This is a genomic window from Natronococcus sp. A-GB7 (genome assembly GCF_029688865.1).
In the GTDB taxonomy this organism is placed as follows: Archaea; Halobacteriota; Halobacteria; order Halobacteriales; family Natrialbaceae; genus Natronococcus.
Genome location: NZ_JARUKV010000004.1, coordinates 47,256 through 71,794, shown reverse-complemented (window position 1 = coordinate 71,794; position 24,539 = coordinate 47,256). Strand labels below are relative to the sequence as shown.

The following is a 24,539-nucleotide window of genomic DNA, read 5'->3' as shown; positions in this document are numbered from 1 at the left end:
AAAGTCGAAATAGCGATATCGGGCCGCCCAAATTTATCTGTGCGGATATAATTCTTGGTTGGATCCGGGAGAACGACGAGACGAGGTGAGCACCCTTAAGAGCCGCCGGGAACAGGGTTCGCGTATGCAACCGCGCGACCTGTCCGACCACGTCGCCTACGAGGCGGGTCGAGGCATCGAGGAGGTCGCCCGCGAACTCGGGCGCGACCCCTCGGAGTTCATCAAGCTCGCCTCGAACGAGAACCCCCACGGTCCCTCCCCCGCGGCCGCCGACGCCGTCCGGGAGGCGGCCGGGAGCATGAGCTCCTACCCCAAATCCGCCCACACCGACCTCGCCGACGCCGTCGCCGACCGCTGGACCGTCGACTCCGCACAGGTCTGGCTCGCAAACGGCGGCGACGGCGCGATCGACTACCTCTCCCGGGCGGTCCTCGAGCCGGGCGACGACGTGCTCGTCCCCGCGCCGGGCTTTGTCTACTACGGGATGAGCGCCCGCTTCCACCACGGCGACGTCCGGGAGTACACCCTCGAGCGCGACGAGGACTTCTCACAGACGCCCGAGACCGTACTCTCGGCCTACGACGGCGAGCGGATCGTCTACCTCACGAGCCCGCACAACCCCTCGGGCTCGACGATCGAACTGGCGGCCGTCGAGGAGATCGCCGAGAAGACCGGCGAGGACACCCTCGTCGTCGTCGACGAGGCCTACGGCGAGTTCGCCGACGTCGACAGCGCCGTTTCCCTGCTCGAGGGCCGGAACGGGTTCGAGGCCCGCGACGATATCGCGGTCCTGCGGACGTTCTCGAAGGCCTACGGCCTCGCCGGGGTTCGACTTGGATACGCGATCGTCCCCGACGAGTGGGCCGACGCCTACGCCCGCGTGAACACCCCGTTCGCGGCCAGCGAGATCGCCTGTCGCGCGGGGCTGGCCGCGATCGACGACGACGAGCACGTCGAGCGAACCGTCGCGACGGCCCGGGACTCCCGCGAGTACATGCGCGAGCACCTCGACGCGCGAGTCTGGCCCAGCGAGGGGAACTTCGCGCTCGCGGCGGTCGGCGACGCGACGGCCGTCACCGAGGAGCTCCAGCAGCGGGGCATCATCGTCCGTGACTGCTCGAGCTTTGGCCTGCCGGGCTGTATCCGGATCACCTGTGGCACCGAGGCGGAGACCGAACGCGCCGTCGAGACGGCAAACGCCGTCCTCGAGGATCTGGCCCTCGATCGAGAGCGCGGGGAGGTGACCGACGCGTGAGGATCGCCGTCACCGGCACCCCGGGAACCGGAAAGACCACCGCGACGGCGCTGCTCGAGGAACGGCTCGCGGACGGCGAGTCGTCGATCGAGGGCGATGCCCTCGAGGTCGTCCACCTCAACGAGGTCCTCGAGGAGGAGGAGCTCTACACCGCGATCGACCCCGACCGCGAGAGCAAGATCGCCGACCTCGACGCGCTGGCCGACCGCCTCGCCGACTACGAGCGCGCGGTGATCGAGTCCCACCTGGCACACCACTTCGAGGTGGATCGCGTCGTCGTTTTGCGCTGCGAGCCCGCACGGCTCGAGGGGCGCCTGCTCGAGCGCGGCGAGAGCGAGGCCAAAGCGGCCGAAAACGCTGATAGCGAGGCGCTGGACGTCGTCCTCGCGGAGGCGGTCGAGGAACACGGCCTCGAGTCGGTCTACGAGATCGACACCACCGACCGCGATCCCGAGGCGGTCGCGGCCGACCTCGAGGCCGTCGTCGCGGGCGACCGGGAGCCAAGCGCCGGCGAGGTCGACTTCGTGGGGTACCTCGAATGACGCTGGATCAGCTCCGTCCCTACGTCTCGGGCGTGCTGGACCCGTTCGTCGAGGGGTTCGACCGCCTGGGGATGACGCCCAACGGCGTGAGCCTGCTGGCGTTCGGGATGGCGGTGCTGGCGGCGCTTGCCTTCCTGCTAGGTGGACGGGTAGCGCCGATCTGGTTCGTCGCGGCCGCGATACTGGTCTTTCTGAACGGCTGGCTCGACGTCATCGACGGGGCGCTCGCCCGCGAGCAGAACGTCGCCTCCGCGGGCGGGGACCTGCTCGATCACGTCATCGACCGCTACGCCGACATCGTCATCATTGGCGGGATGGCGGCCGGCATCGAGAGCTACTTCCTGGGTTTTCTGGCGGTGACCGGTGTCGTGATGACGTCCTATCTCGGCACGCAGGCTCAGGCGGTCGGGCTCGACCGAGTCTACGGCGGGCTCATCGGCCGCGCGGACCGACTGGTGCTCATCGGGCTCGTCGGCTTCCTCGCCTATCCCATCTCGGGAGTCTACGGCGGGCTGACCCTGATCGGCTGGCTGTTGGTCTTCCTCGCGGTCGTCGGCCACATCACGGCGCTCCAGCGCTTTTACTACGCCTGGATCGCGCTCGAGTAGCCGGCCCGCACGTCCGCTTCTGCGGGCCTGGGACCGCGCCGCATGGTTTATGACGCGTCACGATATAGACTCCCTCATGGTTCAATGCGAGATGTGTGGCACCGAGACGTCGTCTCCGAAGACGATCAAGGTCGAGGGTGCGAAGCTGGACGTGTGTTCGAACTGTACGGAGTTCGGGACGGAGGTGAAACAGCCCAGTAGCTCGAGTTCCTCCACGAAGTACTCGACCGGTTCGAGTTCCTCGAGTTCGTCCTCGAGCTCCGGCGGCGCCACGAGCGGCGGATCGACGTCCTCGAGCTCCGGTGGCTCACGCCGCCAGGATATGTTCGACGACATGGACGAGCTGGCGACCGACTACGACGACCGCGTCCGCAACGCTCGCGAGCAGAAGGGGCTGAGCCAGTCCGAGCTGGCGAACGAGCTCAACGAGAAGGCAAGCCTCGTTCGGAAGATCGAGCGGGGCGACACCCTCCCCAGCGATCAGGTGCAGTCGAAACTCGAGAGCCACCTCGGGATCGACCTGAACGCCGAGGGCGGCTCGGCGGAGGACTCGGAGTGGTCGGGCGGGTCGGCGTCGGGTAGCTACACCCTCGGCGACGTCGTCAAGCGCAAAGACTAGTTGGGACCGACTCGCAAGCTATTTCTCTCCGGCGACGGGCGTCTCTGGTATGTTCGTTCTCGTCAACCTCAAGACCTACCCATGCGATCCGATCGAGGTCGCGGAGGCCGTCCGCGACGTCGACGATCGGACCGACGCCCGACTGGCCGTCGCACCCCAGGCCGCCCACCTCGAGCGCGTCGCCGAGACGGGCGTCGAGACCTGGGCCCAGCACGTCGATCCGATCGACCACGGCAGCAACACCGGACACACGCTCGCCGAGTCGGTCGCCGACGCGGGCGCCGACGGCACGCTGATCAACCACTCCGAGCAGCGCCTGAAACTGGCCGATATCGACGGCTCGGTTCGCGCGGCCGAACGCGCCGACCTCGAGACCGTCGTCTGTGCGAACAACCCGGCCCAGATCGGCGCCGCGGCGGCGCTCGGCCCGGACGCGGTCGCCGTCGAACCCCCGGAGCTCATCGGCACCGGCACTCCCGTCAGCCAGGCCGACCCCGACGTCGTCGAGGACGCCGTCGACGCCGCAGCGAACGTCGACTCGGACGTCTCCGTGCTCTGTGGCGCGGGTATCAGCACCGGTGACGACGTCGTCGCCGCGGGCGACCTCGGCGCAGAAGGGGTCCTGCTCGCCAGCGGCGTCGCGAAGGCCGACGATCCGGCCGCGGCGCTCGAGGACCTCGTCGACCCGCTGTAGCGGGTAATCGTTTTTACGGACACCGGCCCAACTCGGTGGTATGTCACCGGACCACGCCGTCGCTGTCGCACTCGAGAATCGGCTGATGAGCAACGGGATCTACGTCACGGACGTCTCCTGGCCCGACGGCGGCGGTGGCGAGGCGCCAGCCGACGGCGCGGCGATCGATCTCGAGTACGAAACCGTCGCCGAGGCGCCGTTCGTGACGACCGACGAGGTGAGTTCGGTGGTTCGGATGCTGCTCGCGATCGCCGAGGAGCGCGACTGGACACCAGGGCGGCTCGAGGTGACCTCGCGCTCGACCGACGGGGACCCGCGGGGGCACTGGCACGTCGAGGGGGAGTGGTTCGCAGCGCTCGACGACGAGCTTTCGGAGGTGGAGTTCTCCCAGCGCGTCCTTGGGACGGTCAGTCGACCGCCAGAGGCCGAGTAACCACGCTCCGGTTCCCGTGACGCCGAACCGAGACACCGATATGGACGCGGTCGCGAGAGTCGGGTATGGATACGCCACCCCGCTCGTCCGCGCTCTCGATCGACCGGGAGGGTCTCGTACTCGGCGCGATCGATCTCGCCTTGCTCGCCGCGATCATCGTCGTCGGCCAGCTGAGCCACGGCATCGACCCGGTCGGGGAGCCGCTGACCGCCCTCGAGACGGTCGTCCCCTTCGCCGTCGGCTGGCTCGCGATGGCCCCGCTGGCGGGGCTGTACGCGCCCGGGGTCGCCGCATCGCTCGCCCGCACCGTCCGCGTAACGACGGTGGCCTGGGTCGCGGCGGCGAACGTCGGCCTGATCCTCCGGGCGTCGTCGCTGTTCGACGGCGGCGCGGTCTGGCCGTTTCCGCTCGTGATGACCGGGTTCGGCCTGCTCGCGCTCGTCGGCTGGCGCGGGGCCTACGCGGTCTACGCCCGCTCCCGGCACTGAGCGCAACGGAACGAGCCCGCCCGACGACTCCGAGCGCTGACCGTCCGTCGGGTCTCTCGGAAATCGGACAGGATGTTTTCTTCCTGATACGCCTACTAAAGAATATAATTATCGACCGTGTACTTTTCGTAGCCGACGACTGACGGTCCCAGGCCGACCCCGTCTGGCGATTATTCCGTATTCGATCGGTGAACGTTCGGAACACCGCAGGGAATAGCTTCCCCTCGAGCCGATAATTACGGCAGTATAAGTCACAATATAATTGCCGCATAAGTTATGAGAATCCCCCTTCGCTAATATGAGTTAGAAATAGGTCCAGTATCAGCTAATTATGGGAAACACTTATGCCACTATTCCGCATAGTATAGAATACATTATGACTGGATACTACGACATTGTTCTCGGCCTCATCCCAGTCGCACTGCTCGGCATCACCGCCGCACTGACGTTCGTCGGCCTGTCAGTGACGACGGCGATACCGGCCGGAGCGTTCGCCGCGATGGTGCTCATGGGCCATGCAATGTTCGTCAATACCCCGGTCGATTCGACCGAGGACGTCCAGTCGACGCCCCAGCCACTCAACGCGGACTGAACGCGATCTCGAGCCGGTATCCCTTTCTCCTTTCCCGCTGTTTCCCCGGTGTGACCGACACCCTGTTTCTGAAGAGCGAGGAGGTCGACGGACTCGCGACTCCCGCCGAGTACGTCGACGCCGTCCGCGAGGGGTACCGACAGCGCGGCGAGGGCGCCCCCGCCCAGCCCAGATCGAAGCTCTTTCGCGACGAGCCGAAGGGGATGCTCACCGGCTACACCGCTATCCTCCCCGAGAGCGGCGTCATGGGAGGATACACGTACAGCGCCGGGTTCGGCGCCGAGGACGCCTGGTTCGTATTGCCGCTGTTCGACGCCGACAGCGGCGAGCCGCTCGCGCTGTTCGACGGCGCGAGCATGAACCCGTTCAAAACCGGCGCGGCCGGCGCCGTCGGGGTCGATGCCCTCGCCCGCGAGGGCGCCGACACGCTCGGAATCATCGGTAGCGGCGCGCAGGCCCGTGGCCAGCTCCGGGCGACGGCGACCGTCCGCGATCTCACCGACGTACGGGTCTACTCGCCGACGGCCGAGAACCGCGAGGCGTTCGCCGCCGACTTCGACGCTGCCCTCGCGGCCGACGTCCGGGCCGTCGCCTCGAGCGCCGACGCGGTCGCCGGTGCGGATATCGTGATCACGGCGACCCGAGCGAGCGAACCGGTGTTCGACGGGGACGACCTCGAACCCGGGACCCACGTCACGGCGATGGGCCAGTACGGAACCGACAGCCGCGAGCTGGATACGACCACGATCGAGCGGGCGACGTACGTTCCCGACCTGCGGGAGCGGGCGACGTTCGACGCCGGCGCCTTCCTCGCGGCGATGGAGGCCGGTGTCGTCAGCGAGGCCGACGTCCACGCCGAACTCGGCGAGGTCGTCGCCGGCGTCGCGCCCGGACGAACGAGCGACGAGGAGATCACCGTCTTCGACAGCGGCGGCACCGGTGTCGAGACGGTCGCCGCGGCGCACATGCTCTACGAGCGCGCCCGCCAGGAGGGGCTCGGCACCGAGATTCCGTTCGCGCCGGCCAGCGAGGCGCTGACGGGCAACTGATCCGGCCTCGAGCGGTGACGGACGGTTGTGAGACCCGTCGGTATCGATCGGTTACGAATCGGTTGCCGACGGCGATTGCAATATATGGCGCTGCTACCGCCAGCTAACGTTAAATTGCCGGTGTAATTCCTGTGAAACCGTAGGGGCGTTCAAACGTGTCGACCCCCTACGACGCCCCATGTCCCGCGCGGTCGAGCTCGCCGCGGTTCTCGAGAGCCGCGACTCGCTTGCGATCGTCTGCCACGACAACCCCGATCCCGACTGTCTGGCCAGCGCGCTGGCCCTCGAGGCGATCGCCGATCACGCGGGCGTCGACGACGTAGCGATCGCCTACGGCGGCGAGATCTCCCACCAGCAAAACCGCGCGTTCGTCTCGGTCCTCGAGCTCTCGCTGCGAACCCTCGACGAGACCGAACTCGACGACTACGACGCCGTCGCGTTCGTCGACCACTCCCAACCCGGTGCCAACACCGAGCTTCCGGAGACGTTCCGTCCGGAGATCGTCGTCGACCACCACCCGGGCGATCCGATCGAGGCCGCGTTCGTCGACGTCCGCGTCGACTACGGCGCGACGACGACGATCTTCGTCGAGTATCTCGAGGAGCTCGGGATCGAGCCGACCCCTCGGCTGGCCTCGGCGTTGCTGTTTGCGCTCCATCGGGAACGGCTCGACTTCGTTCGCAGTCCGACCCGCCGCGAGTACGAGGCCGCGCTCGCGGTCTACCCCGAGGCCGAACTCGAGGCGCTCGACCAGCTGTACGGCAGCGCCTTCTCCGCGGCGACGCTGGACGCCATCGGTCGAGCGATCGCGACCCGCCAGCGCCAGGGGTCGTCGATGGTCGCCACCGTCGGTCGGACCCCCGAAACGGACGCCCTGCCACAGGCCGCGGACTACCTGCTCAACCTCGAGGACGTCGACACGGTGTTGGTCTACGGCGTCGTCGACGACGCGATCCGGCTGAGCGCCCGGTCGATCGATCCCGATATCGACATCGGCGAGGCGCTCGAGGCGGGGTTCGACGAGCTCGGCTCCGCCGGCGGTCACCACGACATGGCCGGCGGTCGGATCGAGCTGGCGGCGATCGCCGACGACGTCGATCCCGAGGCCAGGGAGCTGCTGACGGTCGTCGGGAGCCGGCTCCCGGACCGGTTCTTCGAGGCCCTCGAGGCCGAGAGCTGAGGGCGGGCGAGCCGCCGTCCGTCTCAGTCGATGTCGATCGCGTGCGATCCCTCGCCGGGCTCGAGCTTGAGAAGGCGGATCGTCAACACGCCGTTGTTGACCCTCGCCTCGATCCCGTCGGCGTCAACGGGCTCTGGAAGGGTAAGCTGGCGGCTGAACGACTCGAGCTCTCGCTCGCGGCGGAGGTAGCTGTCGTCGCGCTCGTCGGTCGTCCCGTGTTCGCGCTCGCCGCTGATGTAGAGGGTCTCGCCCGAGAGGCGGCTGTCGAGGTCCTCGGACTCGTAGCCGGGAACGTCGACGGTGACGACGAACTCGTCGTCGTGGTCGGCGAGGTCGAGCGTGGTCGTTCCGGCGCCGAAGGGGAACCCTTCGCCCTGCTCGCTCTCCCAGGTTCTGGTAGCCTCCTCGAACTGGCGGTTCAGTCGGTCGAACAGTTCCTCGAGGTTGTCGAAGGGGTTTCGTCGGCCGGCCATAGCAGTTCGACCCACTACCGCTGTCCTCGAAAAAGCCACTTACGAGTATCGGAACTGTCACCGGTTCGGACGTGTCGGTTCGCGAACGCGGCAGCATCCAGGCTCGTCGTTTTCCGTCTTCCGACCCTCGCTTCGGGTATGACCAAAGCGCTGTTCGTCGTTAGCGAGGAAGGGTACTGGGGCGAGGAATGCATCGAGCCGCTCGAGACGCTCTCCGACGCCGGCGTCGAGATCACCGTCGCGACGCCGTCTGGCGGGCCGCCCAAACTCGACGAGACGTCGGCCGATCCCGACGAGGTCGGCGAGGAGACCGCCGAGCACGTCCGCGAGGTCCACGAGAGCGACGAGCGACTGAACGACCCGATGCCGGTCGCGCGAGCCGACGGCGAGGCCTACGACGCCGTCGTCTTCCCGGGCGGCCACGGCACCGAGTGGGACGTCAACCAGGACAGCGACGCCCGCCGGCTCCTCCGCGAGGCCGTCGAGGGCGAGGACGGGACCGCGCTGGTCGTCTGTCACGCCGTCGGCATGCTCGGGTTCGCCCGCGACAGCCAGGGCGCCTTTGTCGTCAACGGCCGCGAGGTCACCGGCTTCCCCAACGAGTGGGAGGAAGACATCGTCGACGAGAACGACGTGATGCCCGACGGCCGCAAGCTCCCCTACTGGGTCGCCGACGAGGTCGAGGCCGCGGGCGGCGAGTTCGATCCCGAGCTCGACGCTGACACGAGCGTCACCGTCGACGGCGACCTGCTGACGGCTCGCGGCCCCGAGTCTTCGAGCGCCGCGGCCGAGGCGCTGCTCGAGGAACTCGAGTAACTCCGAACCGGGCCAGTTATCCCTCCGGCTTGCCGAGTTCGGGTGTGACCGCCGACCCGACGCCGTCCGAGCGAACGACCGAGCTGCGGAGCGAGAGCTACCGGATCACCGTCGACGACGGCCGGGACTCGTTTTTCGCCCTGAGTATCGAAGACGCCGAAAACGAGGAGGCATGGCTCATGTCCGACACCGTCTACGCCCTCGAGAGCATGCGGTAGCCGGCTCGGCACCGGCTTCCGCGCGGCGAATCAGTCCCTTTTTATCTCGCGCCGGGGAACGGCCACTATGAGCTTCGAGAAAGAGGACGACGTCGTTCTGCACGACGAGCACAGCGAGTTCGACGGCGAGACCGGCACCGTCACCCAGACGATGGAGTCGATGTTCGGCGACGTCACCTACACGATCAGCTTCGAAGACGGTCAGGAGACCGGCGTCCCCGAGGACTCCCTCGAGGCGGCTGACGGCGCCAACGAAGACGAGGAGTAACCCGATCGGGGCGACTCGACGCTCGCCCGCCCGTTCCGAACCAGCGATCCGCACTGTATCCGCAGATGCCACAGATACCCCTTCACTACGTCGACTTGCGGGCGTTTTGCTACGCCACCGAGGACGAGAAACGCGTCGAGCAGGCGCTTCGAACCTTCCTCCCCGAGGAGTTCGAGATCGAACGCGTCGAGAGCGAGGGCCACTACGGCGACCGCATTCTGGTGCTGTCGGCCCGCGTCGAGAACGCTGACGACGTTCGCCACGTCCTCTCGCGGCTCGCCGACCTCGAGGATCTCGACGGTCTCCTCGGGGAGCTCGACGACCGCGTCACCGAGAACACCGAACTCTTCCTGCGACTGGACAAGCAGGCCGCCTTCGGCGAGGAGGTCCGCCTCGGCGAGGGGATCACCTTCCGGGCGAAGGTCGAGGCCTACCCCGCCAAGAAGGACCAGGCCGTCGACAACGCCGAGGAGGTCCTCGAGCGCCTGCGCGACGAGGAGTAGCCCTCGAGCGCGGCGTTCCGTCCGTCCGCCGAACGCGAAACAGGAGCGCCCACGCCATGGCGCTTCGAACCCACCGATCAGACCGTGAGCACAACATGGTAGCGATGTCAGTTGAGACGGTCGTCGAGGTCGCGACGACGATCTTCGTCCTCTCGACGATGTTCTCTATCGGGATGGAGCTGTCACTCGGTCAGCTACTGGCCGCACTCCGCAGGCGGCGATTGATGACGAAATCACTGGTAGTCAATCTCGTGGCGGTCCCGGTACTCGCGTATCTGCTCGTCCGTCCGCTTCCCGTGGAAGCAGGATACGCGGCGGGGATCGTGCTGATCGCCGTGGCTCCCGGCGCCCCTTTCGGCCCGAAGTTCGCGGAACTGTCCAACAGTAATATCGAGTTTGCCAGCGGCCTGATGGCCGTTCTCGGGATCATCTCGGTCGTAACGATACCGGCGAGTTTAGCACTGCTTCTGCCCGGGAACGTTGCCGTAGACCCGCTCGCAATCGGGTGGATGGTCTTCGGTATTCAGCTTCTCCCGCTGCTGGCGGGAATGGGGCTCGATCTTCGATTCCCTTCCGCGACGAACCGGCTGTACCCACCAGTACAACGGCTCTCCGATCTCTCGTTTCTCCTCTTGATCGTGCTCCTGTTGGCTGCCTACAGCAACGAGATGCTCGCACTCGTCGGCACGGGAACGCTGTTCATTTCGGCCGTCGTCATCGCCGCGTCGCTAGTACTCGGGTACGCCCTCGGTGGACCGGGACGGAACACGCGGGAAGTGTTGGCGACGACGACCGCCGCTCGAAACGCTGCGATTGCGCTCTTTATCGCTACGACGAGCTTCTCCGACCCGGACGTGCTGATGGTCGTCCTCGCGTTTTCGTTCGTCGGCGTCGTTCTCTCGGGACTACTCGCCGGGGCGTGGAGACGACTGGCGACGTGATGCCGGACCGCTTCGAAGCCCGCTTCTCGAGTCCGAGTCGGGAGACGGTCCCCGACACGTTCGCTCGTCTCCACAACGAACCGACCGGTTCCGCCTCACGACCCGGACTGCGTACGGAACGTGTGTGAGTATCCGCCAGTACCCCTGTTCCGATACGACCTGGCGTCGTCCCGCGGTCGCTCCGGAAAGGACTTACAGCAGACCGTACGACGGTCCGGTATGCACGTTTCCGTCGTCGGAGAGGATCCCGTTCGCGACGCCGTCGAGACCGCGCTCGCAGACGTCGACGTCTCGGTTCGCTCGGCCGCGCCGACCGACCTCGAGGACGCCCGCTTCGCCGTCGTCAGCGACGTCGCCGGCGCGGCGACGTTCGAGCGAGCGAACGAGGCCGCCCTGGCGGGAGGGACTCCGTGGATCGCCGTCGAGATCGGCGGCGCCGGCGGCCATCCGATCGCGGAACTGGACGCCGCCGTCTCCGGTTTCGCCCCCGCAACGGGCTGCTTCGACTGCCTTCGCGCCCGCGTCGACTCGAACCTCGAGTCGGCCGCCGACGAGCCAAGCGCCGACTCGAGCGCCGCTCGCTTCGCCGGCGCGCTGGCGGGTCGGGAGTGCGTACGGGTGCTGTCGGGCGAGGAACGGTCGGTTATCGGCCACGTTCTCGAGGTCCCCCACAATCGTCGACGCGTTCTCCCGGTGCCGGGCTGTGCGTGCGGCGGCGAACGGGATCGATCCCTCGAGCGCGACGACGAGCCGTTCGACCTCGACCACGCCGTCGAGCACGCCGACCAGGCGATCGACGACCGAGTCGGCATCGTCAGCACGATCGGCGAGGTCGAGTCGTTCCCCGCACCGTACTACCTCGCGACGACGGCCGACACGAGCGGGTACAGCGACGCCAGCGCGGCCAACCAGGCGGCGGGCGTCGACCCCGACTGGAACGCGGCGCTGATGAAGGCCGTCGGCGAGGGCCTCGAGCGCTACTGCGCGGGCGTCTACCGGCATAGCGATTTCGTCCACGCGAGCGAGGCCGATCTCGAGCGGGCGGTCTCGCCGACGGATCTCGTTCGACCCGACGACGCACCCGAGTACGATCCCGACGAGGAGCACCGCTGGGTCGAGGGTGAGACCCTCGAGACGGGTGAGCGAACCCACCTGCCCGCGGCGGCCGTCCAGTTCCCCCAGCCCGGCGAGCGGCTCGTCCCCGCGATCACGACCGGGCTCGGGCTGGGGTCCTCGACGGTCGACGCCCTGTTGTCGGGGCTGACCGAGGTCCTCGAGCGCGACGCGACGATGCTGGCCTGGTACTCGACGTTCGACCCGCTCGGACTCGCCGTCGAGAGCGAGTCGTTCGCCGCCCTCGAGCGACGGGCTCGGAGCGAGGGACTCGAGGTGACGCCGATGCTCGTCACCCAGGACGTCGACGTTCCCGTGGTCGCGGTCGCGGTCCACCGCGGTTCCGGGGACGGCGAGTGGCCCGCGTTCGCCGCGGGCTCGGCCGCCGGGCTCGACGTCACGGAGGCGGCGACGGCGGCGCTGGCGGAGGCGCTACAGAACTGGATGGAACTGCGCGGGCTCGGCCCCGACGAGGCCGCGGAGGCCTCGGCCGCGATCGGCGAGTACGCCTCGTTCCCCGAACCCGCGCGGGCGTTCGTCGACGTCGACCGGACGGTTCCCGCAGCGAGCGTCGGGCCCGATCCGGTCCCGACCGGCCGCGAGGCGCTCGAGGAACTCGTCGCACGAACGGCCGACGCCGGACTGGCGCCCCACGCGGCCCGGCTGACGACCCGCGACGTCGAGGGGCTGGGCTTCGAGGGCGTGCGAGTCGTCGTCCCCGGCGCACAACCGCTGTTTACTCGCGAGCCGTTCTTCGGCGAACGGGCCCGGGAGGTGCCGGCCGAGCTCGGGTTCGAGCCCGCACTCGAGCGGCCGTTCCACCCCTACCCCTGATCCGCGTCGTCGCCGTCGGATCCGTCGTCGTGTTCCTCCTCGACTTCCTCCTCGGCCTCCTCGGCTTCCTCCTCGTCCTCGATGATCTCGAGTTCGATCTCGTCCTCGTAGAGGCTGATCAACACCAGATTCGTCTCGTCGGTGATCGTCCCCATCTCGACCAGATCGTCGAGCTCGTCGTTGCCGTGTCGGGTGACGCGGAACTGCTGGTCCTCCCCCTCGAGGTGAGGGGGAGCGACGCGCTCGCCGGGCGTGATCGTGTAGCTCTCCTCGTAGGTTTCCCGACCGTTGCCTCGAGCCACGGCGTCGAGACTGACGTTGTAGGGCTGCTCCCCGTCGTTAGTGATCTCGACGGGAACCGGGCTCTGGAGGCCCCCCGTGAAGTGTTCCTGGACGCCGTCGATACAGCCCGCGAGACCGACGAGCGCGACGGTTCCGGCGGACTGAAGTACCCTGCGGCGGTTCACGCTCGATCCTCGGAACCGAGCGACCGTCAGTATTACTTTTCGCGTCGTCACCGCCCGATTCGAGCGGCTCGTTTCGACGGAACGCGCCGGAGTTTAACATGTTAACGATCACCTTCTCGGCAGTCTGTTGTGTGTAATAGGACGATGATTCGTGATAGAAAGCCACGAGTCGGCCGAGCGCGGCCGGTCTCGAGGCGACTCCGCGGGGGACGTGGGCAGCGCGTCGAGAACGTCGGCGGGTGGCCGGACCGGCGACTCGAGCGAGGGGTGACCGACCGATGACGCGAAACACGACGATGGTCGTCGTCGGGGTTCTGTCGGCGCTCGCACTCGTGACGGCGAGTCTCGGACTATACAGGGTGTTTTCGTTCGTCGCTGCAGGGACGATTCTGTCGGTGTTCGCCGTGGCGACGATCGAGCGAAACGGAAGTGACCCGAATTTCGCGCCCTACACCGGGTTGATCGGTATGTTGGGCGTGTTCTTCCTGATCGGCCTCGTCGGTATCTGGCTGACCTGGGAGCCGGGCGTCACCGACTACAGCTACGTGCTCGGGCTCCCGATTCCGACGCTCGTGTACTTCGGGTTCATCTGGTTCCTGCCGCTTTTCGCGGCGATCTACTACGCATTTATTTTCGATAGAGTTGGAAGTGAGGAGATCGTCGAGGGGATCATCGAGGACGCCCGGGAGGCACAGCGACGGGAGTCGTTCCCGCTCGCTCCCGAGCAACCCAAACAGACCGTAGAGGCCACCGACGGGGGTGAAACGACCGATGAGTGAACTCCTCGCGAACGCCGGAACGCTCCTCCAGCAGGACGGGATTCCGGTCGCCGACGATCCGATCATCATCGGCTTCGGCGCGGCGTATCTGCTGATCGTCATCGCGATCGGCGTCTGGGGGTGGATGCGGACGGACACGACCAGCGACTTCCTGATCACGGGCAAGAGCATCGGGACCTGGGTCCTCGCGCTGACGGCCTTCTCGGTGATCCAGTCCGGGTTCGGTTTCGTCGGGGGGCCGGAACTGGTCTACGAGTTCGGGACGACCGCGCTATGGATCTTCTTTACCGCGCCGCTTGGCTTCCTGCTGACGTGGGTCGTCCTGGCAAAGCGGCTGCGGATACTGGCCGACATCCGGAACGTGTTGACCCTGCCCGACGCGATGTACGTCCGCTACGAGAGCGACTGGGTTCGCGGGCTCAGCGGCGTCGCCGTCGCGCTCGGGGTCATCGCCTACCTCGCGGTTAACCTGGCTGCGCTGCAGTTCGTTATGCGGGCCATCTTCGGCATCCCGGTCCTGTGGGGGCTGTTCGGCGGCGCCTTGATCCTCCTGCTGTACAGCATGCTCGGCGGGATGATCGCCGGCGTCTGGACGGACTTCCTGCAGGCGATCACGATGATCGTCGGCGCCGGGTTCGTCTTCGCGTACGCGCTCTCGTTCGGCGGCGGGATGGCGAACATCTCACAGAACCTCGCGAGTGCCGATCCGAACCTCGTTTCGCCGTTCGGCGCGCTCGGCGGCGCGACGACCGCCGTCCTCGTCGGACTCGCCTGGTGGATCCTGTTTTCGGTCGGCGCGGCCGGCCAGCCCCACCTGATCACGAAGTTCTACATGAGCCGCAACCTGACGATCCTCAAGTGGGGCGCGCCGATCGCGGCGATCTCGTACGCGATCTCGAGCCTGATCGCGTTCTCCGCGGGGCTGTCGATGCGCGCGATGGTCGAGGCCGGCCAGCGCGAGGCAACGTTCTCGGCCTCGGAGGTCGGACCGGTCTTCGTGCTCGATCACACCGGCAGCGTCATCGCCGGACTGATCCTCGCGGCCCTGCTCGCGGCGATCATGTCCACCAGCGACTCGTTCCTGAACATCGGCGCGGCGGCCATCTCCAGGGACATCCCGCGGGCGCTCAACCGTCCGATCACCGATCCGAAGACCGAGCTCCGGGTCACGCAAGGGGCCCTGGCCGGCCTGACGGTCCTCTCGACGGGGGTCGTCTACTACTCCGACGCGCTGGTCGGCATCCTGGGCGCGATCAGCTGGGGCTTCTTCGCCGCCGCGTTCGTCCCGATCGCCGTCTTCGGGCTGAACTGGAAGGGCGCGACCAAGGAGGGTGCGATCGCCGCGCTCGTCATCGGGATGGGGTTCAACATCGTCTACAACGTCATCCCGGAGGCCGCAGCGATCACCGGCACCGAGTGGCTCAACGAGTCGATCATGGCGATCTACCCCTACCCGCCGGCGGTTCCGGCCGAGGCGATCTCGCTGCTCGTGACGATGGTCGTCTTCGTCTTCGTCTCGATCGCCACCCAGCGGGGCCAGGAGCTGCCCGCTGATCTGCACGCCCTGTTCGAACGGTGATGACCGCGACCGAGGACCCGATCGCGCGGTTCACCCACTGGATCCGCCAGCGCCCGAACTCGATCGAGTTCTGGGAGCTGGTGGTCACCGACGAGCGACTGCTCTGCTGTTTCGTCGGCGAGTCCTACCGCTCGATGCTGTTGCGGGCCGACATGGGCGAACGTGACCGTGCGCTGGTCGCCGACAGTGCGCCAGCAGAACTCGAGTCCCTCGACGAGCGGAACTTCTCGGTCCCCCTCGAGGCCATCGAGGGGATCCGACTCGTCACCGGGACGCGGTTCCGGCGGGCGAAACTCGAGATCGACTGGACCCACGCCGACGCTCCCTACGACGACGGGATGACGCTGGTGTCGACGAGCGGAGCCGAGTCGCAGGCCGACGCCGTCGCTGGTCTCGAGGACGAGCCGTCACTCGAGGACGTCACCGTCGAGATCGAACGGCGCGGCTGGTTCTAGATCGCCGTCCCGTTCGAACGGACCGCTTTTTACGCCGAGCCGTGAGGAATCACGTATGTCCACGGGTGCGACGACGACCGTCGAGATCGACACGACACTGTTCATCACCGTCTCCGGACCGCCGGGCTGTGGCGCGACGACGCTCTGTGAGCGGCTCTCCGACGCGATCGGCTGTCCGTACGTCTCCGGCGGCGACATCTTCCGCGAACTCGCCGAGGACCGCGACATGAGCCTCAACCAGCTGACCGCCGAGGCGGACTCCGACGACGAGATCGACCGGGCGCTCGATCGTCGACTGCAGTCGATCGCCGAGAAGTGGGGAACCGCGAACAAACCCTTCATCCTCGAGTCCCGGCTCGCGGGCTGGATCGCCGGCGAGCGCGCGGATCTGCGACTCTGGCTCGACGCTCCCGAGCACGTCCGCCTCGATCGCATCGAGGACCGTCTCGAGACCGAAGCCGAGATGCGGGTCCGGGAGGTCAGCGAGGCCGGCCGCTACGAGTCGTACTACGAGATCGACATCGACGAACAGGAGTTCTACGACCTGCAGCTCAACACCGCCCGCTGGGGGAAGGAGGGGGTGTTCCAGATCGTCCGGGCCGCACTCGAGGAGTACGATCCCGACGCCGATACGGGAGCGTTCTCGACGCCGGAGCTGAACCCGTAACCGTTTCCGGACACCTTCGGAGACGAAGAGAGAGACAGTCCTGGACTGAACGGCAGCGACGAATGCAAGCCGTTGTCCCGTTACGTAGAGGGTGCTTACTGACCGCCAGTCGTTCTGTCAGAAAGGAGTGGTATAGAGGACGACGTGCTGAATACAGCGCGCGTATGATCATATGCGCTGTCCAGAGAGGTTGATACCGGGGGTACGACTATATTGTTCAGTTCGGCGTATGCACGTCCGTAATGCCGACTTACGTGCTCTTGACGTCTTTCACTCAGCAAGGCGTCGAAAACGTCCGAGAGAGCCCCGAGCGAACGGAACACGCGAAAGAGATGGTCGAATCACTGGGCGGGACGTGGAAGGAATTTTTCGTCACGATGGGCCGGTACGACGGCGTCGTCATCGCCGACTTCCCGGACGACACGACGGCGGCGCAAGGAGCGCTCACGCTTGCAGAAAGCGGCAACGTGACGACCGAAACGCTTCGGGCATTCACCCTCGATGAGTTCCGCGACATCGTTGAAGCGATGTCGTGACGGATTCGCCGCGTCCGCAGATAGCGCACCGCTCCAACCCGCGACAGTGCTGCATACACCCTCTATACGTTGTACGACGTTTCTGATAATCATTCGATAGTTCGAACGGAGTCTGCTGAATAGAGAGCGCGAATGAGGCACGAATTGGGTTCGATTTATGAAGGGCAGCGATAGGAGGGCTGGACTATCAGCACTCGACCGGCTCGACCCACTCCGTCGCTGGCTCTCCGTCGGGAATCCCGAGGAAGGTGACGTGTGCGAGTGCGCCGCCCTCGCTGTCGGCCTTGTGAACGTGACCGGGGTCGATCCACGCATCGCCCGCCGAGTACGTCCGCGGGACACAGTCGTCCTCCATCGTGTGCTCAATTTCGCCCTCGATCATGCGGACGATGGACATCCCGGGGTGACGGTGCCACCCGGACTCCGCGCCCTCCTCCCACGTTGCCTCGGCGACGATAACGGTCGAGGCGTCGTCGAGATCGACGACGATCGGTTCGTCAGCGTCGTCGTAAGTCAGCTCGAACGTCGCGGCCACGTCGTCGCTGAAGGGGGCGTGCTCCTGGAGGATTTCGACATCGAAGCCATCAGGTTCGTCCACCTCAACCTCGTCGTCGTGGTCGTCCTCCTCGTCGTGTTCGTCGGCCGCCGTTGTTCCGCTCAGGCCGAGCGCGCCCGCCGCTGCCGCGCTGGCTTTCAGCACTGTTCTGCGTAACACACCCTCGATTGACTCATTGTCGGAAGCCATGGAGTCACTCTCGTTTGAATCGCCTTTCGGCGGAACGAGGCACGAGAAGCGAGAATAGATAACTATTGGCTGGCATTTCAGCAGTTGATGATTGCGTTGCAACAACTGACATCTGACCATTAGTTGCCAGGTTCCTTTCAGCACAACCAAATCCATCCCAACAATTTACTCCACGTCTTTACTGATGGGATAAATATAATTAGAAATACTTGGAATAGAACAATCGTCCTGCTGCACTCATGCTCTGGATGTTGCACGCGATATCTACCAGCTAATGGATAGGATGAGCGAAGCGTGCGAGATACAGGGCGCGAATGTTTCATGCACAGAAGGCCCATTCGCAGCGATCACCACCTATACGATTTTTGTGTGCCAGCACATACCAAGACCATGGATGGGACACCCGACGACATCGAATTTCTCGTCGCGTCGGACCATCGGGTCGCCGTGCTAGACACGCTGGCCTCGGGTCCGAATGACCGTGACGCATTGCGATCCGCGACGGGGGCTTCGTCGCCAACCATGAGCCGAATTCTCACCGACTTCGAGAATCGCAATTGGGTCGAACGGGAGGATCGGGGGTACCAGCTGACCGGTCTGGGCGAGTTCGTTGCCGATCGACTAAGGGAGTTTGTGGACGCGATGTCGATTGAGCACCAACTTCGTGACGTCTGGCAGTGGTTACCTCATGAATTAGATGGGTTCAGCGTCAATCTGTTTACGGATGTAACGGTCACTCGCCCGAATGCTGGGCACCCCGATAAATCCACTAAACGCCGTATCGAGTTGATCACGGAGACATCTACGTGGCGCGGTGTTGGCGTGGCAATGTTGGGGTTACGGACGCTGGAGACCTCATTCGATCGGTTCCTTGACCAGCATGATGAGTTCCACTGTGAGTACATTTACCCGCCCGAAGTGTTCGATGAACTCCTATCGTGGGGAGACACGGAAACGATCATGGAGGCAGCTGACAGCGACAGCTACACCGTCTTGTTGCACGAGAACCTGCCGATGGAAGATCGGTACGAAATCTCTCTCTTCGACGATTGCGTGACCATCTGTTGTTACGATCACGAGAATGGTGGATTACAGGCGCTCATCGAGACGACTAGTAGCGACATGCGAACGTGGGCGGAGACGTACTACGAGCAGTTCCGTACAGAAGCACATCCGCTCAGGGACGCATACGAACACGGTTCACTGCAGTCGCTCGAATAGGCCGAATCACCGGGGCTGACCGATTGGTGTTTCACGCCGTGAAAGATTTTGCACGACGAAGGTCCTTCAGCAGGAATCTATAACGATTTTGCGGTCGCACCGTGTCATATGGGATCTGAAGCAGAAAACAGTGATCACATCGATGAATTTGAATCGGAATTTCTCGGCGACTTGGTCCGCCCCGAGGATTCCGGCTACGACGACGCTCGCACAGTCTGGAACGGGATGATCGACAAACGGCCTGATCTGGTCGCTCAATGCCAGGACGTCGCTGACGTTATCAGCGCGGTCGAGTTCGCCCGCGAGCAGGACCTGCTCGTTGCCGTCCGCGGTGGGGGACACAACGCTGCTGGTCTCGGAACGTGTGACGACGGGATCGTCATCGACTGTTCCCCGATGAACTGGGTTGACGTAGACCCAGATACCCGGCGCGTTCGCGTCGGCGGCGGTGCCACGTGGCAGGACGTCGATCATGCGACGCAAGCGTTCGGACTCGCAGTTCCAGGTGGGGTCGTTTCCCACACTGGTGTCGCAGGTCTCACCCTCGGTGGCGGGTACGGCCACCTCCGGCGAAAGTACGGACTGACCTGCGACAACCTCGTCTCGGTCGATCTGGTCACTGCCGACGCCCGCTTCCTCACCGCCAGCGAGGATGAGCATCCGGACCTTTTCTGGGCGGTCCGCGGGGGTGGCGGTAACTTCGGCATCGTGACTGCCTTCGAGTTCGAGGCACACCCGATCGGGACTGAGCTGGCCACGGTGGAGACGTGGCACCCCATTGAGGACGCGGCGGCGGCCTTCAACGCCTGGCGCGACTTCGTCGAGACCGCGCCGCGAACGGTCAGTGGGGAGGCGATCATCTGGGGCATACCGGAAGACCCCCACTTCCCGGAGGAGTACCACGACGACCCGGTCGCCATCATCACCGCCGTTCACGCTGGCGACACCGAGGAAGGTGAGGAACTCCTCCGGCCACTTCGTGGGTTCGGGTCGCCGCTGTTCGACTTCAGTGGCCGGACCCGGTACCTCGACCTCCAGCAGGGGTTCGACCCGTTCTTCCCGGCCCACGAGCACCGGTACTACCAGGGATCGGTCTACCTCGATTCGCTGGACGACGAGGTCATCACGGAGATCGTCGAGCGTGAGCCGTCGCGGCCTGACCCTCGAATACTCTACTACGTCTGGAACCTGGGTGGGGCAATTGCCGACGTTCCGGAGCATGCCACGGCATTCAACGGCCGAGACCACCCGTACCTTCTCGCCATCGACTGCAAGTGGGACGACTCCGAGGCTGACGAGGCGATTCTCGACTGGGCGCGTTCCTTCCAGCGAGACGTGCACTCCCACTCGATTGGTGAGAGCTACCGCAACTTCCCTGGACTGGGCGAGAACGAGGACGGCGAACCCCAACGGAGCCCTCGTAGCGACGAGACGCACGACCGCTTAGTAGAGGTCAAGGACCAGTACGACCCGACGAACGTGTTCAGCCGCAATCACGGCGTTACGCCATCCGAATCAGTGCGGACTGACGGAGGGGCGGGCGATGAGTGAGACCGTCAACCACCGGTCGTCCCAGACACAGCCGGCCAGGCACGAGAACGCTATCCAGACCAGATACGACGAGTTAGTTCGCGCGGCCGAGGCCACTGTCAAGGTGTATACGCCAGCAGAAGCGATCGATCTGGCTGGCGAAGGTGGAATCCTCTTCGTTGATGTCCGCGACGCTGTCGAGCTATCTGAAGGGATAGTCTCCGGAGCTATCCACGTGTCCAGGGGACGGTTGGAGTCACATCTGATCTCCGAGAATCCACGGTATGTGGATGACCTCGACGACGCGGCCGAGATTATCTTCTACTGTGAGGGTGGTGCACGCTCGGCGCTGGCTGCACAGCGGGCGCAGGAACTGGGATTCGACCGCGTCGGACACCTCGCCGGTGGGATCTCCGCATGGAAGGACGCTGTGGACCGATACAAGTGATCGAAGACCGTTGATGATATACTATGTTCCCTGACCACATCGAGACGGACCGACTCGACCTCGAACGGATTTCGCACGACTCCGTCGATGTATTCGCGCTTCACGAACTCTACTCCAACGGAGACGATACGGAGGAAATGTTCGAGTACTGGGATTCGTCTCCCCACGAGACGGTGAAAGAGACCTACGACTACGTGGATGAGGCTGAACGACTGTGGAACGATATGGAGGGTGCGAAATACGTGATCCGCCCGAAAGACGGGGAAGACGGGGCAGGCGTCATCGCCGGAACGACGGGACTGTACCCGGATTGGGAAAAACGATCCGCCAACCTTGGCATTCTCCTCGATAAGCCATTTTGGGGACGTGGATATTCCGGTGAACGAGCCGACGCCATGCTGTCCGTCGCATTCGATCGACTCAATCTCGAGCTCGTCGTCGCCGTCTACATCGACGGGAACGAAAAGTCTCGACGGGCGATCACCAAGTACGTCGAACGGTATGGTGGCCAATACGAGGGCCTGCTGCGAAATTGGCTTCCGGTGGACGAGACCGTTGTTGATGCTCATCGATACTCGATTTCACGGGAAGAATACCTTGCGATGGCCGAATGCTGAGCGGTTGCCCCATCGAGACCGATAGAACGATTTCCAATTCGGAATCAACGTTTGCTGAACTCATCCTCTGTATGCAGCAGGCCTCTTTTGACAGCGGTTCGGGAGTTTGGACAGAGTTTGCTGAATAGAAGGTGCGAATGTGGTACGCCGATATGGTGGAGATCGGATCAGTCGGTACAGGAGTTCTTTGACACCCTAATCTATTTCAATAGTTAAATCTCACTGAATGTATGGCGCTATTTTCGGATATGGGCGTGGAGCAAAGGCTTGGAGCAGGCCTGTTATTCCTCATAATAGCGCTCGGAGTCCTGGTAACCCGTCCATGGGAACCTATGCTAATTGGGGCCATCGCAGGTCTTAACCTCCTGATAAGCGCTGTCTTCCTCCTCACCGTTGGAAGGGACACGGTAGAGGACACAGGGTACGATATGGGGTTCTGGCTTCTTGCCCTTGCAACCGCCACAGCCGCCTACATTGGTGCTGGATTCGGGATTCGAGGCGAGATCGACACAACAGAGTTTCTCGTATTCGTAATAGGATTCGGGATTCTCTTGGGCCTCCTCGCAGAGATCAGAGGTAGAATATCAGGATGAGCTTCAAGAACCAGACCTTGCTCAAATCGCAGGCTCAATCTCACGGCTGATTCATCGCAGACCGGGCGGAACGAACGGAGTCGGTCTGCTGCACTCATCCTCTATACTCGGCAGCGTACTTTTGACAGCACTCAGAGAGATCGATATCCGCTCCGATAACTACTTCTCCCGTACGTAACGACGGTTCGGCTGATTTGGTCGACGTGCAACGGCTACGCTCGCTCGCGTCGTTCCCTCGCTTATCGACTGTCTTCAGGCGGTCGACAGTGTGCACCTCTACAGGAAGAACAATCGGACGAAGTGATACGCAGTCCCGCCTGTCCGTACTGAATCCTCGAGTGCCGAACACTCGTGGAAACGCGGACGTTCTCCGGTCGCCCGAGTCGGCTCGATCACCACGAGTTTGCGGGTCGTCTCACCGTCCTCATCGACGAGATGGCACAGTGCGTCGCAACCCGAGGGCTCCCCGTCCGGAGGCGGCGAGGCCGACTCGATGGGGCACGTTCGCCGGTAGTTCTTTCATGCTATCCGCTCTCGTACAGCACGAATGACGTACTTCGTCACGCTCGAGGGGGAGACCTACGAGGAGGCCCGCGAGTCGTTCTCGTGGGACGTCCCCGACGGGTTCAACGCGGCCGTCGATCTGGTGGGCAAACACGACGACGGCGAGCGGACCGCCCTCCACCAGGCCTACCTCGACGGACGCCGCGAGCGCTACAGCTTCGACGACCTCGATCGGCGCTCGAGCGCCGTCGCGAACGCCCTCGAGTCGCTGGGACTGGGGTTCGGTGACCGGGTCGCCGTCGTCGTTCCGCAGAAACCCGCGAACGTTCTGACCCACCTCGCGTGCTGGAAGCTCGGTGCGGTCTCGCTGCCGCTGTCGGTACTCTTTGGCACCGACGCGCTCCGTTACCGGCTGACCGACAGCCAGGCCCGGATCGCGGTCGTCGACGTCTCCCAGTGGGAGACGATCCGGGAGGTCGCACCCGATTGTCCCGACCTCGAGGCCGTGCTGGTGGTCGACGGCGAGCCCGAGATCGAGGGCGGGACCGTCGGCGACGCGACGGTTTCGCGGTTCGAGACGGCGATCGACTGGCGGGACGACGATCACGACGTCGCGGAGACGGACGTCGACACGCCCGCGATCGTCATGTACACGAGCGGGAGCACCGGGAAGCCGAAGGGCGTGCTCCACACCCACGGCGTCTGGCTGGGTCACTGTCCCGCGTTCTCGATGTACTTCGAGCGCGACCTCGAGGGCACGTACTGGACACCCGCCGACTGGGCCTGGATCGGCGCGCTGGGCGATCTGGTCTTCCCGGCTTGGCACTACGGCCAGCCAGTCGTCGGCTCCCCGATGGGGTCGTTCGATCCCGGGACCGCGTTCGACCTGCTCTCGGAGTTCGACGTCACCGGTTCCTTTCTCCCGCCGACGGCGATCCGGATGCTGATGGACGTCGACGACCCCGCCGACCGCTACGAGCTCTCCCTGCGGGCGATCTGTTCCGGGGGCGAGCCGCTCACGCCGGAGATCCTCGAGTGGGCCGAGGCCGAACTCGAGGGGACGGTGGTCAACGAGCTGTACGGACAGACGGAGGCCAACCTCCTGGTGACGAACTGCCGGGAGTGGTTCCCCGCGAAAGCGGGCAGTATGGGAAAGCCGGTCCCCGGACACGAGGTCGCCGTGCTCGACCCCGAGACGGGTGAGCGCGTCGAAACCAGCGAGATCGGACAGGTCGCGGTTCGGCGGGGCGCCGACCCCGTCGTCTTCGAAGAGTACTGGAACGACCCCGAGAAGACGGCGGCGGCGACACTCGAGCGGGGAGACGGCAGCGAGCAGCGCAGTGGGGTACGATCCGAATCGGGCGAGACGGCCGAGGGCGAGGCCTGGCACCTGACCGGGGATCTCGCCGAGCGCGACGCGGAGGGGTATCTCTGGTTCAAATCACGCGACGACGACCTCATCATCACCAGCGGCTACCGGGTCGGCCCGCGGGAGGTCGAGGAGGCGATCCTCGAGCATCCGTCGGTCGCGCAGGTCGGCGTCGTCGGGGTGGCCGACGACCGTCGCGGCGAGATCATCAAGGCCGTCGTCCAGCCCGTCGCGGGGACGGCAGGGTCCGAGGAGCTACGCGAGGAGATCCGCGAGCTGGTTCGGGACCGACTGGCCGACTACGAGTATCCACGAGCGATCGAGTTCCGCGAGGAGTTACCGCAGACGACGACGGGAAAGATCCGACGGTCGGAGCTCGAGTAAGTGATAGAACGGGGCTGCG

Annotated in this window: 30 protein-coding genes; 27 read left to right on the top strand and 3 right to left on the bottom strand. The window is 65.0% G+C overall.

Going from position 1 to position 24,539, the window contains the following annotated elements; genetic code table 11:
- Positions 1 to 124 precede the first annotated feature (124 nt).
- The 10 genes from hisC to QA609_RS04910 all read left to right on the top strand — a co-directional run bounded on the left by hisC (position 125) and on the right by QA609_RS04910 (position 7,460).
- Positions 125 to 1,255 (top strand): histidinol-phosphate transaminase, encoded by a 1,131-nt coding sequence (gene hisC, locus QA609_RS04955; RefSeq protein WP_278301473.1) that lies wholly within the window; start codon positions 125 to 127, stop codon positions 1,253 to 1,255.
- On the top strand, positions 1,252 to 1,797 hold the full coding sequence (locus QA609_RS04950; RefSeq protein WP_278301472.1) for an adenylate kinase family protein: 546 nt from the start codon (positions 1,252 to 1,254) through the stop codon (positions 1,795 to 1,797). The genes hisC and QA609_RS04950 overlap by 4 nt, the downstream gene beginning before the upstream one ends.
- Positions 1,794 to 2,405: a CDP-alcohol phosphatidyltransferase family protein gene (locus QA609_RS04945; protein WP_278301471.1), complete on the top strand. Its 612-nt coding sequence runs from the start codon at positions 1,794 to 1,796 to the stop codon at positions 2,403 to 2,405. The genes QA609_RS04950 and QA609_RS04945 overlap by 4 nt, the downstream gene beginning before the upstream one ends.
- Before the next feature lie 76 nt (positions 2,406 to 2,481).
- On the top strand, positions 2,482 to 3,024 hold the full coding sequence (locus tag QA609_RS04940) for a multiprotein bridging factor aMBF1 (RefSeq protein ID WP_343233785.1): 543 nt from the start codon (positions 2,482 to 2,484) through the stop codon (positions 3,022 to 3,024).
- 49 nt (positions 3,025 to 3,073) lie between these two features.
- The gene (tpiA, locus tag QA609_RS04935) at positions 3,074 to 3,718 is read left to right on the top strand and encodes a triose-phosphate isomerase (protein WP_278301470.1); all 645 of its coding nucleotides are present in this window, start codon (positions 3,074 to 3,076) and stop codon (positions 3,716 to 3,718) included.
- Between the two features lie 40 nt (positions 3,719 to 3,758).
- A complete protein-coding gene (locus QA609_RS04930) occupies positions 3,759 to 4,151 on the top strand; it encodes a hypothetical protein (protein WP_278301469.1) in 393 nt (130 codons plus the stop codon).
- A 65-nt stretch (positions 4,152 to 4,216) separates the two neighbouring features.
- On the top strand, positions 4,217 to 4,639 hold the full coding sequence (locus QA609_RS04925) for a DUF3054 domain-containing protein (protein ID WP_278301468.1): 423 nt from the start codon (positions 4,217 to 4,219) through the stop codon (positions 4,637 to 4,639).
- Between the two features lie 376 nt (positions 4,640 to 5,015).
- Complete coding sequence (locus QA609_RS04920; protein ID WP_278301467.1) at positions 5,016 to 5,231, top strand: hypothetical protein; 216 nt, start codon at positions 5,016 to 5,018, stop codon at positions 5,229 to 5,231.
- 50 nt (positions 5,232 to 5,281) lie between these two features.
- Positions 5,282 to 6,280 (top strand): ornithine cyclodeaminase family protein, encoded by a 999-nt coding sequence (locus QA609_RS04915; RefSeq protein ID WP_278301466.1) that lies wholly within the window; start codon positions 5,282 to 5,284, stop codon positions 6,278 to 6,280.
- Positions 6,281 to 6,458: 178 nt separating this feature from the next.
- The gene (locus QA609_RS04910; protein ID WP_278301465.1) at positions 6,459 to 7,460 is read left to right on the top strand and encodes a bifunctional oligoribonuclease/PAP phosphatase NrnA; all 1,002 of its coding nucleotides are present in this window, start codon (positions 6,459 to 6,461) and stop codon (positions 7,458 to 7,460) included.
- Between the two features lie 23 nt (positions 7,461 to 7,483).
- Here QA609_RS04910 and QA609_RS04905 read toward each other — a convergent pair whose 3' ends face one another.
- Positions 7,484 to 7,933 (bottom strand): Hsp20/alpha crystallin family protein, encoded by a 450-nt coding sequence (locus QA609_RS04905; protein WP_278301629.1) that lies wholly within the window; start codon positions 7,931 to 7,933, stop codon positions 7,484 to 7,486.
- A gap of 138 nt (positions 7,934 to 8,071) precedes the next feature.
- Here QA609_RS04905 and QA609_RS04900 point away from each other — a divergent pair, with 138 nt between their 5' ends.
- The 6 genes from QA609_RS04900 (at position 8,072) to QA609_RS04875 (ending at position 12,626) form a co-directional block, all read left to right on the top strand.
- Complete coding sequence (locus QA609_RS04900; RefSeq protein WP_278301464.1) at positions 8,072 to 8,749, top strand: type 1 glutamine amidotransferase domain-containing protein; 678 nt, start codon at positions 8,072 to 8,074, stop codon at positions 8,747 to 8,749.
- Between the two features lie 44 nt (positions 8,750 to 8,793).
- Entirely contained in the window at positions 8,794 to 8,967 is a 174-nt protein-coding gene (locus QA609_RS04895) for a hypothetical protein (RefSeq protein ID WP_278301463.1), read from the top strand.
- Positions 8,968 to 9,034: 67 nt separating this feature from the next.
- Positions 9,035 to 9,235, top strand: a complete 201-nt coding sequence (locus QA609_RS04890; RefSeq protein WP_278301462.1) for a DUF1918 domain-containing protein — start codon at positions 9,035 to 9,037, stop codon at positions 9,233 to 9,235.
- A 65-nt stretch (positions 9,236 to 9,300) separates the two neighbouring features.
- On the top strand, positions 9,301 to 9,738 hold the full coding sequence (locus tag QA609_RS04885) for an RNA-binding protein (protein WP_278301461.1): 438 nt from the start codon (positions 9,301 to 9,303) through the stop codon (positions 9,736 to 9,738).
- A gap of 104 nt (positions 9,739 to 9,842) precedes the next feature.
- Positions 9,843 to 10,679 carry a bile acid:sodium symporter gene (locus QA609_RS04880; protein ID WP_278301460.1) on the top strand — a complete coding sequence of 279 codons (837 nt, stop codon included), beginning with the start codon at positions 9,843 to 9,845 and terminating at the stop codon, positions 10,677 to 10,679.
- A gap of 219 nt (positions 10,680 to 10,898) precedes the next feature.
- Positions 10,899 to 12,626 carry a YcaO-like family protein gene (locus QA609_RS04875; RefSeq protein WP_278301459.1) on the top strand — a complete coding sequence of 576 codons (1,728 nt, stop codon included), beginning with the start codon at positions 10,899 to 10,901 and terminating at the stop codon, positions 12,624 to 12,626.
- On the opposite strand, the gene QA609_RS04870 is transcribed toward QA609_RS04875, so the two are convergent.
- On the bottom strand, positions 12,617 to 13,093 hold the full coding sequence (locus tag QA609_RS04870; protein ID WP_278301458.1) for a hypothetical protein: 477 nt from the start codon (positions 13,091 to 13,093) through the stop codon (positions 12,617 to 12,619). The two genes, QA609_RS04875 and QA609_RS04870, sit on opposite strands and share 10 nt — an antisense overlap.
- 278 nt (positions 13,094 to 13,371) lie before the next feature.
- On the opposite strand from QA609_RS04870, the gene QA609_RS04865 reads away from it, so the two are divergent.
- The 5 genes from QA609_RS04865 (at position 13,372) to QA609_RS04845 (ending at position 17,109) form a co-directional block, all read left to right on the top strand.
- Entirely contained in the window at positions 13,372 to 13,872 is a 501-nt protein-coding gene (locus QA609_RS04865) for a hypothetical protein (RefSeq protein WP_278301457.1), read from the top strand.
- Entirely contained in the window at positions 13,865 to 15,451 is a 1,587-nt protein-coding gene (locus QA609_RS04860) for a sodium/proline symporter (protein ID WP_278301456.1), read from the top strand. The genes QA609_RS04865 and QA609_RS04860 overlap by 8 nt, the downstream gene beginning before the upstream one ends.
- A complete protein-coding gene (locus tag QA609_RS04855) occupies positions 15,451 to 15,906 on the top strand; it encodes a hypothetical protein (protein WP_278301455.1) in 456 nt (151 codons plus the stop codon). Before QA609_RS04860 ends, QA609_RS04855 begins: the two co-directional genes overlap by 1 nt.
- Positions 15,907 to 15,961: 55 nt before the next feature.
- Positions 15,962 to 16,573, top strand: coding sequence for a (d)CMP kinase (gene cmk, locus QA609_RS04850; protein ID WP_278301454.1), 612 nt, complete (start codon positions 15,962 to 15,964; stop codon positions 16,571 to 16,573).
- A 254-nt stretch (positions 16,574 to 16,827) separates the two neighbouring features.
- Positions 16,828 to 17,109: a GYD domain-containing protein gene (locus tag QA609_RS04845; protein WP_278301628.1), complete on the top strand. Its 282-nt coding sequence runs from the start codon at positions 16,828 to 16,830 to the stop codon at positions 17,107 to 17,109.
- Positions 17,110 to 17,296: 187 nt separating this feature from the next.
- Here QA609_RS04845 and QA609_RS04840 read toward each other — a convergent pair whose 3' ends face one another.
- Positions 17,297 to 17,824 carry a cupin domain-containing protein gene (locus tag QA609_RS04840; protein WP_278301453.1) on the bottom strand — a complete coding sequence of 176 codons (528 nt, stop codon included), beginning with the start codon at positions 17,822 to 17,824 and terminating at the stop codon, positions 17,297 to 17,299.
- 420 nt (positions 17,825 to 18,244) lie between these two features.
- Here QA609_RS04840 and QA609_RS04835 point away from each other — a divergent pair, with 420 nt between their 5' ends.
- From QA609_RS04835 to QA609_RS04810, 6 genes are all read left to right on the top strand, one after another.
- Positions 18,245 to 19,075, top strand: coding sequence for a transcriptional regulator (locus QA609_RS04835; protein ID WP_278301452.1), 831 nt, complete (start codon positions 18,245 to 18,247; stop codon positions 19,073 to 19,075).
- Between the two features lie 108 nt (positions 19,076 to 19,183).
- Positions 19,184 to 20,626, top strand: a complete 1,443-nt coding sequence (locus QA609_RS04830) for an FAD-binding oxidoreductase (protein WP_278301451.1) — start codon at positions 19,184 to 19,186, stop codon at positions 20,624 to 20,626.
- A complete protein-coding gene (locus QA609_RS04825; RefSeq protein ID WP_278301450.1) occupies positions 20,619 to 21,053 on the top strand; it encodes a rhodanese-like domain-containing protein in 435 nt (144 codons plus the stop codon). Before QA609_RS04830 ends, QA609_RS04825 begins: the two co-directional genes overlap by 8 nt.
- A gap of 23 nt (positions 21,054 to 21,076) precedes the next feature.
- The gene (locus QA609_RS04820) at positions 21,077 to 21,670 is read left to right on the top strand and encodes a GNAT family protein (protein ID WP_278301449.1); all 594 of its coding nucleotides are present in this window, start codon (positions 21,077 to 21,079) and stop codon (positions 21,668 to 21,670) included.
- 230 nt (positions 21,671 to 21,900) lie between these two features.
- Positions 21,901 to 22,263: a hypothetical protein gene (locus QA609_RS04815; RefSeq protein ID WP_278301448.1), complete on the top strand. Its 363-nt coding sequence runs from the start codon at positions 21,901 to 21,903 to the stop codon at positions 22,261 to 22,263.
- A 547-nt stretch (positions 22,264 to 22,810) separates the two neighbouring features.
- Positions 22,811 to 24,520 (top strand): AMP-binding protein, encoded by a 1,710-nt coding sequence (locus QA609_RS04810; RefSeq protein ID WP_278301447.1) that lies wholly within the window; start codon positions 22,811 to 22,813, stop codon positions 24,518 to 24,520.
- Positions 24,521 to 24,539 lie beyond the last annotated feature (19 nt).